The organism is Protofrankia sp. BMG5.30 (genome assembly GCF_001983005.1).
GTDB lineage: Bacteria > Actinomycetota > Actinomycetes > Frankiales > Frankiaceae > Protofrankia > Protofrankia coriariae.
In genome coordinates this window covers 100491-116246 of record NZ_MOME01000015.1, presented here as the reverse complement: position 1 = coordinate 116246, position 15756 = coordinate 100491, and the positions used below count along the sequence as shown (strand labels likewise).

Below are 15756 nucleotides of genomic sequence, written 5' to 3'. Positions count from 1 at the left end.
AAGGCGGGAGCCTGCGATGACAAAGCCGACGGGACCGCCGAGATCGTTCTGGATCCGAGGAGCTGAGCACACGATGACCACGACCGCGGTGCGTAACTTTCCCATGCTGATCGGTGGGGAGTGGGTCGAGTCCGCCGACCTGCTGGAGATCCGCGACCCGCAGAACGACGAGCTTGTCGCGACCGCGGCCAGCGGCGGCGCGGCACACATCGACCGGGCGGTCGAGGCCGCCCGTGCCGCCTTCCGGGAGGGCTCGTGGTCGCAGGCGGCCCCGGCCGAGCGGGCCCGCCTGCTGCGGGCCGTCGCGGCGAAGGTCGGTGACCGCCTCGACGAACTGGTCGAGCTGGAGATCATGGCCAACGGTGCCACGATCCGGCAGGCCACCGGCTTCCACATCGGCTACGTCGCGCCGCACCTGGAGTACTTCGCCGACCTGGCCGAGCGATACGCCTTCGAGCGGCCGGCCCCGCGGGCGACCTTCCCGACGCTCGCGCAGAGCACGGTGCGCAAGGAACCCATCGGGGTGGTCGGCGCGATCGCGCCGTGGAACTTCCCGTTGCTGCTGGCGCTGTGGAAGATCGCCCCCGCGCTGGCCGCGGGCAACAGCGTCGTGGTCAAGCCGGACGAGAAGACCCCGTTGTCCACGTTGGAGTTCGCCCGGATCGCCGAGGAGTGCGGCCTGCCGCCGGGTGTGCTGAACGTGGTGCCGGGGCCCGGCCCCGAGGCGGGGGCGCGGCTGGCATCCCATCCGGACGTCGGTAAGATCGCCTTCACCGGCTCCACCGAGGTCGGCCGCGAGATCATGCGGCTCGCGGCGGGCACGGTCAAGAAGGTCACTCTGGAACTCGGTGGGAAGTCACCGTCCATCGTGCTCGACGACGCCGACCTTGAGATCGCCGTCGACGGCGTGCTCTACGGCTGTTTCCTCTACTCGGGCCAGGTCTGCGAGTCCGGTACCCGGCTGCTGCTGCCGGAGTCGTTGCACGACGAGTTCGTCGAGCGGCTCGTCGAACGCGCGAAGACCATCGTGCTGGGCGACACCCGGGACTGGGAGACCGATCTCGGGCCGGTCATCTCCGCCAGGCAGCACAGCCGGATCCTCGAGTACATCGCCTCCGGGGTCGAGCAGGGCGCGACCCTGGCCCACGGCGGCGGCGTCCCCGCGGGTGAACGATTCGAGCGCGGGCACTGGATCGAGCCGACCATCTTCACCGGGGTCCGCAACGACATGCGCATCGCGCGTGAGGAGATCTTCGGTCCGGTGCTGTCAGTGATCACCTACCGCGCCGACGAGGAGGCGGTCGCGATCGCCAACGACACCAGCTACGGGCTCGCCTCCTCGCTGTGGAGCGGGGACAACGACCGCGCGCTGGCCATCGCCAACGAGATCGAGGCCGGTTCCGTCTGGATCAATGACGCCCACCAGATCAACTGCCAGGTGCCCTTCGGCGGCTACAAGCAGAGCGGCCTTGGCCGGGAGCTCGGCCCGGACGCGCTCGACGAATACACCGAGACCAAGAACGTCCACCTCGATCTCTCCGGCCGCCGCGACCGCAGGCCGTACGACGTCCTGCTCAGTCACGTCGACTGACAGATCCCCCGGTTACGGGCGGCTCAAAGGCGCCCGGAAGGCCCGGCGTCGCCGGGCCGGGAAAGGCCACCGCCAAGCCACTGCAATTCTTTTGGAGGATCCGATGACCGTCGAGATGATCCCGGCCACTGCGGATCACAAACCTGATTTCGACGAGATCGACGTCTCGTCGAAATCCTTCTGGGAGCAGACCTCCGAACAGCGGGAGAAGACCTTCGCGTTACTACGCGAACAGCGCCCGGTGTCCTGGCAGCGTCCGGTGGAGGACGCGGTGACTCCCGACCCGGACGACCCCGGCTACTGGGCTGTCGTCAAGCACGCCGACATCGTGCGGGTGAGCAAGGACCACGAGACCTTCATCTCTGGTCAGGGTGTGCTGTTCGATCTCCTGCCGGAGATCTTCCTGGAGATGTCCCAGTCGTTTCTCGCGATGGACCCGCCCAGGCACGACAAGCTGCGCAGGCTGGTGAGCGCGGCGTTCACCCCGAAACAGATCAGGCGTATCGACGACAAGATTCGAATTGCGGCGGCCGAGATCGTCGACTCCATCGCGGACAAGGGCAGCATCGACTTCGTCGCCGAATGCGCGGAGAAACTTCCCGTCCGCATGTTCGGGGATATCTTCGGCGTTCCCGCCGAGCTGCGTCCCACCGTGGCCAAAGCCGCGGCGGACGTGGTGGCCTGGGCCGATCCGGAGATCCTCGGCGACCGTTCGGCCGACGAGGTACAGGTCGAAGCGTGCACCACCCTGCACGACGTCGCCGAGCAGCTGATCGCCGACCGCCAGCGGAATCCGGGCGAGGACCTGATGACCGCGCTCGTGCGGGCCGAGGTCGATGGGCAGTCCCTGGACGCCTTCGAGATCGGCTCCTTCTTCGTGCTGATGGCGGTGGCCGGCACCGACACCACCAAGCACACCTCCAGCCACACGGCGCTCGCCTTCACCAGGTTCCCCGATCAGCGGGACTGGCTGTTGGCGGACTTCGACGGCCGGATCGGCCGGGCCACGGAGGAGTTCGTCCGGTACGCCTCACCGGTGATGACCTTCCGTCGTACCGCGGTCCGGGAGACCGAACTCGGCGGCCAACGGATCATCCCCGGCGACAAGGTCGTRCTGTTCTACCCGTCGGGCAACTGGGACACCGACGTGTTCGAGGATCCCGACCGCTTCGACCTGAGCCGCAACCCCAACCCGCATGTAGGTTTCGGTGGCGGYGGCATACATTTCTGCCTGGGGAACCAGCTCGCGAAGTCGATGCTGCGCGCGCTGTTCCGCGAACTCCTGACCCGCATACCCGAGTTCACCGCCAGCGAGCCGGAATATCTTGGCACCAACTTCATGCGCGGCATCAAGCGGATGAAGTTCGAGTTCACACCGGAGAGATGACTGACATGCGTATTGTGGTCGACCACAGCAGGTGCACCGGCCTGGGTATGTGTGAGTCGATAGCCGAGGACGTGTTCGAGGTCCAGAGCGACGGCAGCCTTCGTATACTGATCGAGGAAATCGACCCCGCCCGCCGTGAGGAGATCCAGGCCGCGGTGGACTCCTGTCCGACCGAGGCACTGAAACTCGTCGACTGACGACTGATTTCCGTTGGGAGGGTGTTCGGAGCCAGCTGTCCGGTTCGCCGTGCCCAGGTGGCTCCTGGCCTCGTCGTTCCCCGCACACCACGGTGCCCCTGGTCGGGCATCGTGGTGTGCGGGTCGCGGCCCAGCGGATCCTTCTGACACCGTAGCCAGGTCCACGTCCGCTATGTCATGAGTGTGTCGCTCATCCGGTCACGTCCCTGCCGATGAGCTGGCGAGCGACCACCCAGAGCAGTACCTCGTTGGCGCCCTCGAAGATTTCCAGGACCTTGGCGTCTCGGTAGAGCTCCTCCAGCCGGAAGGTTTCACCGGTCTCGGATATCTCACGAGCGAAGCCGTAGCCGCCGAAGACCTGAATGGCGTCGCGAGCCATGTCACCGGCAAGCCTGGTGGCGTATGCCTTGGCCATCGCCGCCTCGGGTTCCGGTACCCGTTCGCCGCGGTCCACCCGCAGCGCGGCCTTCTGGTACAGCGTCCGTGCGCAGTCCAGCTCGGTGGCCCGCTGCGCGAGCCGGTACTGCCAGTGCTGCATGGCGCCGAGCGGTTTGCCGAACAGGTGACGGCTGCRCGTCCGGTCCACCGCCAGATCCAGCGCGGCCTGCGCCACACCGACACCGGCGGCGGCGATGCCGATCCGTCCGTAGGTGAGTGTCGCCAGCGCCACCGACAGGCCTCTGCCAACTCCGCCCAGCACGTTGTCCCTGGGCACGAGTACGTTGTCGAACGCGATGTCCGCCGTCAACTGGCCGCGGTGGCCCATCTTCAGGTCCGGTTTGCCGATGCGGACGCCGGGGCTGTTCTTCAGGTCGACGGCGAACATGGTCATGGCGGAGCCGGAGCGGCAGAGCACGGTCACCCAGTCCGCGACCGGGCTGTTGGTGATCCAGCGTTTGCGCCCGTTGATGACGAATCCTTCCGCGGTCTCCTCCGCCGTGGTCCGYAGGGCGCCCGCGGAAAGGTCGCTGCTGGCATCGGGCTCGGTGGTGGCGAAGGAGAACACCAGCTCACCGGAAACCAGACCGGGGATCAGCCGGGCCCGCAGTTCGTCGCTGGCGAAGGACAGCGCCTTGGGTACCAGGATGCACTGCCCGTCGTACACGCCGGCCATGCTGCTGCTGTGGTAGGCGATCTCCTCGGTCGTGGTGCATGTGCCCAGCAGCGGGAACTCCAGGCCCAGGCCGAAATCCGGTCCGAACGGGACCGCGAAGGCGCCCGCCTCGGCGAGTCCGCGAAACGCCTTCCACGGGAAGCTCTCCGCGCTTTCCTCACGCTGTCCGATGTCGCGGGCGTGGGGCGCGACCCGTTCGACCACGGCCTGACGTATCTGTTTCCGGAGGGCGATCGTCTCCTCCGGTATTCCTAGATCGTGCCACATGTGATCCTGCGTACGTGGCGGTGTCTGGGTCAAAGTAAGAACTCCTCACGGGACGGAAAAGAGCGCGGATCCCGGCGGGAACTGTCGGCCGGGAATCCCTGGATGTGKGCATGGCCGGAGCCGGTCGGGCAGAAATCGGGGGTGCGTCCGTGTCCGATCTGTTCGGGTGGCGTTACGAGAACGCGGTGGCTACCGCTGGCCGTTCAGCCAGATCGACACGGCTTCGGCACGATTGGCCGCAAGCAGTTTACGCAGGATGTGTTTGACGTGGGACTTTACGGTTCCCTCGGTGATCACCAGTTTGCTGGCGATCTGGTGGTTCGTGTCACCGGCGGCCATCAGCCTGAGTACGTCGATCTCCCGCCTGGTCAGGGGGGAGCCCGTCGTCCGGCGGTCGTCGTCCGGCGGTCGTTCGGGGCGGGCGGGCCGGTGCTCCTTACCGTGTGTGMCGAGCCCGCTCTGCTCCTCGAAATCGTCGTTGATCAACGCGGTCAGCCCCGCGGCGTAGCGCAGCATCTCGGTGCGCATCTGGGTCAGCCGTTCGAGGAGGATCGCGCGTTCCAGGGTATAGCCGAAGCCTTCGGCGAAGAACGTCAGGACGTCCTGGTCGAAGTCGGTGAATCCGCCGCGGTGGAAGTAGCGGTCGGCGTGCAGGAAGCCGATCATCTGGTCGGAGGACATGATCGGCACCGCGACGTAGCTCCGGCACTGGGAGACCTCGGCGATCGGCCGGTGTACGCGTGACTCCCGCTGGACGTTGGTGACGGTCAGCGGTCGTTTCCGCCGTACAATCTCAGTTTCGAACAGGTTGGGCACGAGCTTCTGCGGGTTGTCCCGTCCGGCCTGCAGGATCACCTGTGCCCACTGACCGTCCCCCTCGACGTGCAGCGCTTCCGCCATCCACAGTGAATGGTGGATGCGGGACAGGATCGCCCGGTCGAAGCCCATCGTGCACACGATGCTCGGGGCGGACTCGATGAGTTCGGGCACCGACGCCGTCTGGCGTAATCGGCTGAGGGCATTCTGTGCGTTGCGCAGCATGCCTGAGTGGTACTGGGCGCGTTCCTCACGCACGTCGTCGTAGACGTTCTTCAGCTGGATGGCCAGTGATAGCAGGTCGTCGGCGCCGGCCAGACGGTCGGCTATGGCGCGGTCACCGGCCGCGGCCGTGCGTACACCGCGCCAGATGGCGTCCAGGGCGATGCTGGCGGTGGGTAAATCGTCGATCTCGGCGGCGTCGGACAGGCGCTGGGAACGGAGCAGCTCCTGGGYTCTGCCGATGATCGTGAGCACCTCGCTCAGCGTCTGATCGGAAATCGACCGCTGGTGTACGCGGCCGTCGATCGTTGGTCTGCGGTTCCTCCCCTGACACCCGATGTCCTTGGTGGGCACGATGAGCCTCCTCGACTGACGCAGGCGTCCGGCGCTGGACGCTCGGCGGGGCATAGGCCGAGCACAAAACCAAGGTCCGGTCCCGCCATATTCTGTCCATATCCATAACCTGCTGTCCGGGCCGCCGGTGTCGGTGCGGCGGATGTTACCTCGTTGGAGGGAGTAAATGTCCCCCGAACGGGAGATGTGACCTGGCGAATAAAAGACGGGACCCTTCGTGTTGTCCGGTCGAACCGCTCCCGAGAATTCCGTCCGGATCCTGCTGTTGTCCGGGTCGGCGACGCAGTGAATACTCCCTCGTTGGAGAGAGCAACAGTCTCCCGGCGAGAGATGCGACCCGATGCGCGGAAAGGCCGGATTCGTTCCCGGTGCGTTGCCCGGCCTGACTGCTCCCAACAACGTGAACACCGAATACTCCCGGTCGGCGCTGGTGCCGCTGGAGGGGATGCGGATGCCCTTGTCCCAGCTCAGCCGTCCGATGAGAACCAGGTGTGCCGGGTACGCGCGGCCCGTCCTGTCCTGACAATCCCTCCACAGCCGGAGCGCTCATGTATCCAGGAACGCACGCAGCCGGAAAACCCGACAAGCCGGCGGTGGTAATGGTCGGCACGGAACGTACGCTCACGTACCGCGAGTGGGAGAGCCATTCCGCCCGCCTCGCGCGCTACCTGTACGACGCTGGCCTGCGCCGCGGCGAGACGGTGGCCGTACTCGCCGAGAACGCCCCGGAGTGCTTCGAGGCCTACTGGGCGGCGCTGCGTTCAGGGCCCTACATCACAGCGGTCAATCACCACCTCTCGCCGGAAGAGGCCGCCTACATCGTCAACGACTGCGACGCCAGGGCACTCATCGTTTCGGCGGGCAAGCACGAACTGGCCGAGGCGGTCGCGCAGCGGGCACCCGAGCTGATCGTGAAGCTCGCCTTCGGCGGCAGGGTCACCGGTTTTGGTGACTACGTCTCGGCGCTGGCCGGGGTAAGCGACGACCCCTTGCCCGAGCGGCCGCGCGGCGCGGACATGCTCTACTCCTCCGGCACCACCGGGCGCCCCAAGGGTGTCAAGCCACCCCTGCCGGACCGGCAGGTGCACGAGCCTGKTGACCCCTACACCGCGATCTTCAGCAGGATGTACGGGTTTGACGAGAACACCGTGTACCTTTCGCCCGCGCCGCTGTACCACGCCGCGCCACTGCGCTTCGGCGGCGTCGTGCACGCCATCGGTGGCACGGTGCACGTGATGCCGAGGTTCGACGCCGAGCAGGCGCTGCGCACCATTGAATCGGCGCGGATCACGCACAGCCAGTGGGTGCCGACGATGTTCGTGCGGATGCTCAAGCTCCCGGAGGAGGTAGGTCTGCGCCACGACGTCTCGAGCCTGCGGGTTGCCATCCATGCCGCCGCGCCCTGCCCGGTGGAGGTGAAGCAGAAAATGATCAACTGGTGGGGGTCGATCCTGTACGAGTACTACAGCTCGACCGAGGGCAACGGGATCACCTTCATCGACAGCGAGCAGTGGCTGCGCAAGCCGGGATCGGTGGGGCAGGCCGGGCTCGGCGTCGCGCGGATCTGCGACGACGACGGCCGTGAGCTGTCGGCCGGGAAAATCGGAGTGGTCTATTTCGAACGTGAGACGCTGCCGTTCCAATACCACAAGGATCCCGCGAAGACCTTGAGCGCACAGCACGTTGACCACCCGAACTGGACGACCACGGGCGACATCGGTTATCTCGACGACGACGGCTGCCTGTTCCTGACCGACCGCAGGGCGTTCACCATCATCTCCGGTGGGGTCAACATCTATCCCCAGGAGATCGAGGACTGTCTCGCCCTGCACCCGAAGGTGCATGATGTCGCGGTGATCGGTGTTCCCGACCCGGAGATGGGTGAGTCGGTGCACGCGGTGGTACGGCTACCRCCGGGCGTGGCGCCCAGTGCGGAGCTCGCCGAGGAACTGCACACTTATGTCCGGGAACGGATCGCCCGATACAAGGCTCCGCGGGGGATGGATTTCGTGGACGAGTTACCGCGTACTGAAACCGGCAAGCTCGTGAAGTGGGTGCTGCGTGAACGGTACCTGCGGGCAGCCGGAGTCACCCCGTGATGACGACAACGGTCGATACCTGCAGCGATCAGGGAGATCTTGTAGTGGCCGGGGACGAGGTGGCAGCCCAGACGGTCCGGGCTGCGGCTGGTTGGTTTCGCAGGCCTGTTCGGCCGAAATGTTGTAGCGTACGCCATGAAATCCCTCGGTAGCCGGCGGTCCGGAGGTGTCGATGCCACGATTCGTGCCGTGGCCATTTTTTGATGACCATGGTATGGGCCATTCGCATGGTGGTATGTACGTATTTTCTCGGTGAGGTGCGCGTTGCACTTCGATGATCATGGCGGACGCGGCAGTTTATTCCGCATTCAATGATGGCCTGACTTCAGACAGCCTGAAGCGACCAGCTCGGAACAGAAAGGTGATCGGGCCATGACGTCTTCCCGCCCGCGTCTTGTCGTGGTGGGCGCGTCCCTCGCCGGGCTGCGCGCTGTCGAGGCCGCGCGCCGCCACGGCCACGACGGGCCGATCACGCTGGTCGGCGCGGAGGAGCATCTGCCCTACGACCGGCCGCCGCTGTCCAAGGCGTATCTGGAGTCGGGGGAGCCACCCGTCGTGCAGTTCCGCGACGAGTCCTACCTGCGCGAACAGCTCGGTGTCGAGCTGGTGCTCGGCCTGCCCGCGAGCGCGCTGGACACCGAGGCGCGGACCGTCCTGGTGGGGGAGCGTCCGATCGGCTACGACGCGCTCGTCATCGCCACCGGCGCGCGGGCCCGCCAGCTGCCGGGGGGTGAGCAGCTCGCCGGCGTGCACACGTTACGGACGCTCGACGACGCGCTGGCGGTGCGGGCCGCGCTCGACGCGGGCGCGCGGACCGTGGTCGTCGGTGCCGGGTTCATCGGGTCCGAGGTCGCCTCCGGCGCGCGCCGGCGCGGGCTGCCGGTGACCATCGTCGAGGTGCTGCCCACCCCCCTCGTCCGGGCGGTCGGCACGCGGATGGGGGCCGCCTGCTCGGCGCTGCACCAGGCGCACGGCACCGACCTGCGCTGCGGCGTCGCGGTYGACACCCTCCTTGGGAACGGCAGGGTCGAGGCCGTGCGGCTCGTCGACGGCACGGTGCTGCCAGCCGACCTGGTCGTGGCGGGGATCGGGGCGAGCCCGCAGACCGACTGGCTGGCCGGCTCGGGCCTGACCATCGACAACGGTGTGCTCTGCGACGAGACACTGTGGACCGGTGCCCCCGGCGTCTACGCGGCCGGTGACGTCGCGCGCTGGCCCAACCCGCTGTTCCCCGGGCACATGCGGGTCGAGCACTGGACCAACGCCGCGGAACAGGGCACGCTCGCCGCCACGAACGCGCTGAACCCCGACGACGCCAAGCCGCACGAGAGCGTGCCGTACTTCTGGTCGGACTGGTACGACCACCGGATCCAGTTCGTCGGCGTGCCACAGGCCRACGAGGTCCAGGTGGTGTGGGGCAGCGTCGACGAGCACCGCTTTGTCGCCCTCTACCGGCAGGGCGACCGGGTCACCGGCGCGCTCGCCGTCAACGGGGCGCGAGAGATCATGAAGTATCGGATACAGATCAGCCGGCGTACCTCCTGGGCGGACGCCCTGACGTTCGCGGCCGGGCGCCCCGCGGCGACACCGGCGTCCGCGTGAACGGACCGGGTCTTTGACGTCCGGCTCAGTTGGGGCCCTATAGCAGGTCGCCGAGGCTGGGTGTTGCGGAGCGTACCGTGACACCCCGGCCTGAGCGGCCGGCTACCGGCAGGCCATGGTCGAGGGGACCGTGGGTCAGGGGCGCAGCGCGTGCAGCACCATCGACTGCGCCGTGGTGATCAGCGTTTCGAGCGGCCCGCGGTCCGGGTGCCACCACTCGGCGGCCCAGTTGAGGGCGCCGAGCACGAGCATGCGGGCCAGCGGGGGATCGACGTCGGGGCGTAGCTGGCCGCTGGCCTGCAGGGCGGCCACGAGCTCACGCCAGATGTCGTTGTAGGCGGACACCTCCGCGAGCGCCCGCCGGCTGATGGCCTCGGGCAGCTGGTTGGCGTTACGGATGATCGCGTGCGAGTAGGCCGAGATCTCCAGCTCGTGACGCAGGTGCGCGGCCACGGCGGCGGCGATCCGCTCGGACGGGGTGGCGTCGGACGGCAGCGCGGCGAGAGCCTCCTCGAGATGTGTCCGCATCGCCGCCGCGCCGACGAACATGACCTCCTCGATGAGGTCCTCACGCGACGGGTAGTAGTAGTAGATCGCCGGTGCCTGCACACGGGCCTGTGCGGCGATGTCCGACAGCCGGGTCCCGCTGAAGCCCTTGCGGCTGAGCACCTCCGCGGCCGCGTCCAACAGCCGGCCGCGGGTGCGCGAGGACTTCGACGCGCTCGCAGCCTTCGACGTGGTCGCCGCCTGCCCCTCGCCCCTGACGCCGTCGACGGCGTTTTTTGCCACGGTTCAATAATAGGACGCTCCAGCGCCGCGTCCTGCCGAGGCGCCCATTGCTCCCGGAGCGCGGTACGCACAGGCGATCACCGGCAGCGCCCCTGGCGAACTCAGGCCACTCAGGCCGCTCAGGGCGACCGGCTGGCCGGTAGCGACATCGACAAGCGTCGTGCCRTACACCCGGCGCGGCGCATCGCGAAGTCGTCCACCACGATGTTCGCCAGACGCGACGCAAGACCCCACCGCCACGGAGGTCGCATCCGCCCTGTGGTCGTAGTCATCTGACACAGTCGGTCAACACCGAGAGGCCGGTTCGGTTTCAAGATCGTTCTTGGCTCCGGAGAACACCCGTAGAGCCAGYTGTGAGCCCGCTGCTTTCCGGGACTGCCGCGACGTCCCCACGGTGTGCGTTGTCATGGGCCAGGTGTGGCGTGCTCCCCTTCGGTGAAGGCGGCGAGTTGTTCGCCGACACCGTCGAGGACAGCGTAGGCGCGGATCTCCCGCCGGACGGGGGCGGTTCCGCCCGCCGTCCCCGCCACGCTGTCGGCGGTATTTTCACCGTCGGTGTGGCTCGGCCGCGGGGCGGGACGGTCGGGGCGCGTAGAAGCGCACGCTGGCCTCGGTATGCGCGACCGCGCTCCAGCAGGGCCGGTCGAGGGCTCTGCCCGCGGCATCGGGCAGCCAGCGGGCAGGCTGATGACAGGGTATGACCGTACAGGGATGCCAGAGCTCACCGGGTGGGGTGGGGTTGCTTCGGTGTTGCGGGCGCGCGGGGGATGCGGTGGCCGCGCGCCCGCCGGCCGGTTACAGAATTTCGATGTTCGAGATCTTCCAGCGGCCGTCCTGGTTCTCCAGGACCAGTCCGAGGTGTGCCGGGCCGGAGGAGTTGGACTGCTGCGCCGAGGAGCTCTGCGCGGCCTGGTCGGCCAGTACCAGCACGTCGGCGCGGTTGCCGTTGAGCGCTGTCACGCCAACGGCGTGGACGGTCGTGGTGACGCTGACCCCTCGCGCCGGGGCCTGCTGCAGCAGCGGTCGATAGAGCTGTTCGTACTGGTCGGTCGCGCTTCCGGTCAGGGAGTCCTTGGCGGCCTGCTCGGTGGCGGCGACACTGTTCGGGTTGACCGTGAAGACCGTCTCCACGGTCTTGCCGATGTCCTGCATCAGGGCTGTCGTGGCGGCGGAGTCGACGAAGGCGTCATTGGTCGACAGGGGATGACGGCCAGCCTTGTCCGCGTGCACACCCAGCGCGATGGCCGCTGTGACCGCGGCCGCCAGACCCGCCACGAGAGCTACGAGAACCTGGACGCGGGCGAGTGCGGGAACGGCGGGCACGGTGGATCGCCTCCGCGCGCCACCGCCGGGGGTGCGCGGCCCCACGCGCGGTTCACCGGTGGCGGCCGCGGGGCTGTCATCCGCCGGTTTTCCGGTCGCCGCGTCCAGGGCGGACCCGTCGCGTTCCCCCCCGTCGGCGGAAGCCTCGGGCACCTCAGGCACCTTGGAGGCGCCGGAAGCGTCGGGTAAGTCGGGCGTCCTGGGCGCGGCGGGCGCTTCAGGCACCTTGGAAGCGTCGGGCGCCTCGGGCGCGGTCAAGGCGTTCGACGCGCCGTCCCTGGCTTCGTGATCAACAGTGGTGTCGACGCTGGGGTCGGCCGTGAGGTCGACATCGCTGTCGCTGTCGCGCCGTTGCCGGTGAGACGGTCGCCGCCGCCCCGGTGCGGACGGATGCATGGTGGCCCTGTCGGTCCGGGAACGGTGAGCGGATGTCACAGGGGCGTCCTTACAACTGTGAAGTGACCGGATGACGTACCGGGTGATGTCATGTCCCCGCCGGGACCGTCTGGATGGAGCTGAGCTTCCAGCCGGCGRCTGTCCGTGTCACGTCGCCGGTCAGGCGGGTGCGTTCGGTGGTGGCCGGCTGTCCTTCGGGGACCGAGCGGATCTCGATGACCGCGATCACCTTGGCGGTGCCGGCGTCACGGTCGAACGCGACGAGGCCGCCCTGGATGAGCCGCGCGGTGCTGACGGTCCTGGTGTCGGTGATCGTTTTGGTGATCTGTGCGTTTTCCTGCCGGACCTTGTCCTGAAGGGCTCCCGTCGAGGCGTTGGCCCAGCGCTCCAGGCCCTCCGCCGGCTGGCGGTAGTCCACTGTGTTGAATATGACCATGCTGTCCTGCCCGGCGGTTATCGCGGCATCGCGGTCGGCCGTGAACGTGGCCTTCGCGTTGTCGCCGGATCTCTCCTCCGCCCACCAGCGCAGGCCCTGCCAGGCAGACGCGGCCACGGCGATGACGAGCAGGCCCGCGAGTACGAATCCCGTGACCTGGCGCGCCCGGGGATAGCGGGGTGCCGCGTCGCCACGGCGGGAGCGCTGGGCACGCCGGGAGCGCCGGGCGCCGCCGGTGGGGCCGGCGGGCCGTGCCGGCTTCCCGTCGGCCCCGGGGCGGTCACCGGGCTGCTCCTGCTCCTGTGCCTGGTCCCGCTCCTGGTCCTGCTCCTGTCGGATGCTGGTGTCATCCTCCGCGTCCTGGTCGTGGCCTTCGGCCTTCCCGTTGTCGGCGGTCTTGCGCGCGGTCAGTCGAAGCGCCATGACCGATGAACCCTCCTGCCTGCCTGGCTGGTGACCGTGCTTTCGTAGGCATCGATCTGTTCAGCCGGTGTCATGCCGACGGCGCGGCGTCCTCCGCCGGAGTCCGCCGTCCGTCCAGGGACAGCGAATCCTGAAAGTAGTCCGCTCCGCGCGTCAGTGGAATCTCTCTCGTGGAGAAGTTCCGCCCTTCTATGGGGTGACTACCGGCGGTGCGCGCGGAGCCGGGGCACCAGCACACAGCGGCGGTGGGACCGACGGGCGTCGAATCACCTGCGCCGGTGTGCCGCGCGGGTACCGAGCCGCTTCCCGTTCTCCAGCCGTCGTGTTTACAGGCCGGTTCTTCCCCGCTCGCCTGGGAGTCGGCGTTCCGGCTGTTATCCAGGCGCCCTCTTCCGGTCCGTCGACAAATCCAGTAGTTTTGTCAACAATAGTGATTGTTGTGTATTTGTTGATGGTTATTTATTGTGCGATGTGATTTTTTGGCGCTGCCCACCTGCCCCGCCAGCTGCCCCAGCACCTGTCCCCGCGCTGTTCACCCGGCGCTGTCGGGACAGGTGTGTCATAGCGGGGGCGTCGTCAGGGTGATGCCAGGGCATCCAGTGTCATGGTGCATCCAGGGACGGTAGGGCCGGGCCTGCCTGGTAGGGTGGATCTCCCCCCTGTCCCACCCCAACGGGTAGGTCAATTCCTCCCCGGGGATGTCGCGACCGTGCTTCCCGCTGGAATAGGTTCATGGTCCAATAAAGATCCAATCCGTCTGGTGAATCTGGTACGGCGAGGTTCCGTACTCCGGTGAGTGCCCGAAAGCGACGGGAACCCCGTTGACGACGGCACGGTGGGTCCGCGAACGTGATACAGCGCCGAGYTGATGCAGGGAGACAGATGACGCACCAGGTTGCGACCGGGCCCAGCCATCACCGCTCACGTTCCGGCTCCCTCGCCGGGGGCGTTATGACGAGGCTGCCACCGCTTCTTCAGCGAGTAGCCGTCGACGTCGGACAGAGCGGGCAGTTACTCGGGCAGCTGACGACCACGGCGGTACGCCAGCCACGCGGGTACTGGGGGAGCACCCGTGACGAGATGTACGCGATGCTGCGCTTCTGCTGGCTGCCGTGCAGCCTCGCGGTCGGCGGCTTCACCTTCCTCATCGCGAACTACGCGTACGACCTGCTCAGCCTGCTCGGCGGGCACAACCGGATAGGCACCTACTTCGTGATGGCGAGTCTCCGGGAGATCTCGCCGTTCTGTACCGGCATGGCCGTCGCGGGGGTGATGGGCACGGCCATGACCGCGGACCTCGGCGCCCGGCGCATCCGGGAGGAGCTCGACGCGCTGAAGGTGCTCGGGGTCGACGCGACGCGCACGCTGGTGCTCCCCCGGGTGCTCGCCATCACGATCATGACGGTGGCCTTCACCATCATCGGTAGCCTGCTCGGCATCATCATGGCCATGATCTCCGCGACCGTGCTCGGCACGACGTCCACCGGTGGTTACTTCGGTAGCTTCCTGTCGAGCCTGACCGCCCCCGAGCTGGTCGGTGTTCTGATCAAGTCCACGCTCACCGGCCTGTTCATCGGCATCGTCTGCGCGCAGAAAGGGCTCACCGTGCGTGGTGGGTCGGAGGGTGTCGGACGGGCAGTCAACGAGGCGGTGGTGCTGTGTTTCGCCGCCGTATGGGTGATCAACTTCGTGGTGAACGCGACGATGCTGGGCCTGAACCCCGACATGTTGGCGAACCGGTGAAAGGCGTTCGACGATGACCGTGACCGACGAGCGGAAAGAGGCCACGCCGGAGCCGGTGAGCAGCGGTGGCGGTGGCTTCGGTTCCTACAGCAGTGACCGGTCGTTGGTGAGCGACCTCGGTGAGATCGCCAGGTTCGCGGCGACCTCCGTGCGCCGCATGCCGGGTGTGCGGCACTACGGCTCCGAGGTGTTACGCCAGGCCGGGATCATCATCCTGTCCAGTTCCGGGATCATCTGGTTCATGATGGCCATGCTGGCCGCGGAGATCTCGCTGGAAGGCCACTACCTCCTCGGCCAGCTGGGCGCCGGTGGTTACACGGCGGTGTTCACCTCGACCGGTGACTACACGGTCGCCCCCGAGATGTGGGGGTGGATTCTCTCGGCGAAGGTCGCCTGCGGGCTGGTCGCCGAGCTCGGCTCGATGCGGATCAGCGAGGAGATAGACGCGCTTGAGGTCATGGGCCTCGACTCGCACTCGTATCTCATCAGCACCCGGCTGCTCGCAACCATCGTCGTCACGCCGTTCATGTTCATCGCGGGCACCGGGATCATGTACTACGTCAACTACGTGCTGAACGTGCACGTGTTCCACAGTGTGTCCGCGGGTGGGTATCTCTCCGTCTTCTGGGCCTTCCAGACCCAGCAGGACCTGCTGCTGTCGCTGCTCATGGGCGCGATGATGGGAATCATGATCGTCCTTGTCGGCTGTTACTACGGGTACACGGCCAGCGGTGGGCCGGTCGGGGTCGGCAAGAACACGGCGAAGTCCATGGTGATCAACCTGGTCATCGTCAGCGTGATCGGGGCGGTGTTCCAGCAGATGTTCTTCGGGTCGCTGACACGCGCGCCCATCGGGTACTAGGCCGGGCCCGGCAGATGTCCGACCGTGTGGGTGGCGCCCACCTCGACCAACATCCGTCTGGCTGGTGTCCAGCGGGCCGGTACCCAGCGGACCGGCATTCATCAGGCATGGCCCAACCGGCTGGCGGCAACGCGC

The 15756-nt window shown here is 67.4% G+C and carries 12 protein-coding genes; 7 read left to right on the top strand and 5 right to left on the bottom strand.

Features of this window, described 5'->3' with window-relative positions; translation table 11 throughout:
• Positions 1-73: 73 nt before the first annotated feature.
• The 3 genes from BL254_RS09760 to BL254_RS09750 all read left to right on the top strand — a co-directional run bounded on the left by BL254_RS09760 (position 74) and on the right by BL254_RS09750 (position 3175).
• Positions 74-1591 carry an aldehyde dehydrogenase gene (locus BL254_RS09760; RefSeq protein WP_047223244.1) on the top strand — a complete coding sequence of 506 codons (1518 nt, stop codon included), beginning with the start codon at positions 74-76 and terminating at the stop codon, positions 1589-1591.
• 103 nt (positions 1592-1694) lie between these two features.
• On the top strand, positions 1695-2978 hold the full coding sequence (locus BL254_RS09755) for a cytochrome P450 (protein ID WP_047223243.1): 1284 nt from the start codon (positions 1695-1697) through the stop codon (positions 2976-2978).
• Between the two features lie 5 nt (positions 2979-2983).
• Positions 2984-3175: a ferredoxin gene (locus BL254_RS09750; RefSeq protein ID WP_047223242.1), complete on the top strand. Its 192-nt coding sequence runs from the start codon at positions 2984-2986 to the stop codon at positions 3173-3175.
• 190 nt (positions 3176-3365) lie between these two features.
• Here BL254_RS09750 and BL254_RS09745 read toward each other — a convergent pair whose 3' ends face one another.
• Both BL254_RS09745 and BL254_RS09740 read right to left on the bottom strand, forming a co-directional pair.
• Positions 3366-4556, bottom strand: a complete 1191-nt coding sequence (locus tag BL254_RS09745) for an acyl-CoA dehydrogenase family protein (RefSeq protein WP_076843122.1) — start codon at positions 4554-4556, stop codon at positions 3366-3368.
• Positions 4557-4745: 189 nt separating this feature from the next.
• The gene (locus tag BL254_RS09740) at positions 4746-5948 is read right to left on the bottom strand and encodes a LuxR C-terminal-related transcriptional regulator (protein ID WP_175648334.1); all 1203 of its coding nucleotides are present in this window, start codon (positions 5946-5948) and stop codon (positions 4746-4748) included.
• A 548-nt stretch (positions 5949-6496) separates the two neighbouring features.
• Between BL254_RS09740 and BL254_RS09735 the strand changes: the two genes are divergently transcribed.
• Together BL254_RS09735 and BL254_RS09730 are read left to right on the top strand one after the other, a co-directional pair.
• A complete protein-coding gene (locus BL254_RS09735; protein WP_076843120.1) occupies positions 6497-8047 on the top strand; it encodes an acyl-CoA synthetase in 1551 nt (516 codons plus the stop codon).
• Positions 8048-8419: 372 nt separating this feature from the next.
• On the top strand, positions 8420-9649 hold the full coding sequence (locus tag BL254_RS09730; RefSeq protein ID WP_076843119.1) for an NAD(P)/FAD-dependent oxidoreductase: 1230 nt from the start codon (positions 8420-8422) through the stop codon (positions 9647-9649).
• Positions 9650-9784: 135 nt separating this feature from the next.
• On the opposite strand, the gene BL254_RS09725 is transcribed toward BL254_RS09730, so the two are convergent.
• The 3 genes from BL254_RS09725 to BL254_RS09715 form a co-directional block, all read right to left on the bottom strand.
• Positions 9785-10438 carry a TetR/AcrR family transcriptional regulator gene (locus tag BL254_RS09725; protein WP_076843118.1) on the bottom strand — a complete coding sequence of 218 codons (654 nt, stop codon included), beginning with the start codon at positions 10436-10438 and terminating at the stop codon, positions 9785-9787.
• Between the two features lie 795 nt (positions 10439-11233).
• The gene (locus tag BL254_RS09720) at positions 11234-11914 is read right to left on the bottom strand and encodes a hypothetical protein (RefSeq protein ID WP_139342246.1); all 681 of its coding nucleotides are present in this window, start codon (positions 11912-11914) and stop codon (positions 11234-11236) included.
• A gap of 331 nt (positions 11915-12245) precedes the next feature.
• Positions 12246-13016: a hypothetical protein gene (locus BL254_RS09715; RefSeq protein WP_076843117.1), complete on the bottom strand. Its 771-nt coding sequence runs from the start codon at positions 13014-13016 to the stop codon at positions 12246-12248.
• Between the two features lie 882 nt (positions 13017-13898).
• On the opposite strand from BL254_RS09715, the gene BL254_RS09710 reads away from it, so the two are divergent.
• Both BL254_RS09710 and BL254_RS09705 read left to right on the top strand, forming a co-directional pair.
• A complete protein-coding gene (locus tag BL254_RS09710) occupies positions 13899-14759 on the top strand; it encodes an ABC transporter permease (protein WP_076843116.1) in 861 nt (286 codons plus the stop codon).
• Positions 14760-14772: 13 nt separating this feature from the next.
• A complete protein-coding gene (locus tag BL254_RS09705; RefSeq protein ID WP_076843115.1) occupies positions 14773-15621 on the top strand; it encodes an ABC transporter permease in 849 nt (282 codons plus the stop codon).
• Positions 15622-15756: the final 135 nt, after the last annotated feature.

Coding starts and splice junctions, on each gene's coding strand:
- BL254_RS09760 (WP_047223244.1), top strand. CDS start 74: ATGACCACGACCGCGGTGCGTAACTTTCCCATGCTGATCGGTGGGGAG.
- BL254_RS09750 (WP_047223242.1), top strand. CDS start 2,984: ATGCGTATTGTGGTCGACCACAGCAGGTGCACCGGCCTGGGTATGTGT.
- BL254_RS09710 (WP_076843116.1), top strand. CDS start 13,899: ATGACGCACCAGGTTGCGACCGGGCCCAGCCATCACCGCTCACGTTCC.
- BL254_RS09705 (WP_076843115.1), top strand. CDS start 14,773: ATGACCGTGACCGACGAGCGGAAAGAGGCCACGCCGGAGCCGGTGAGC.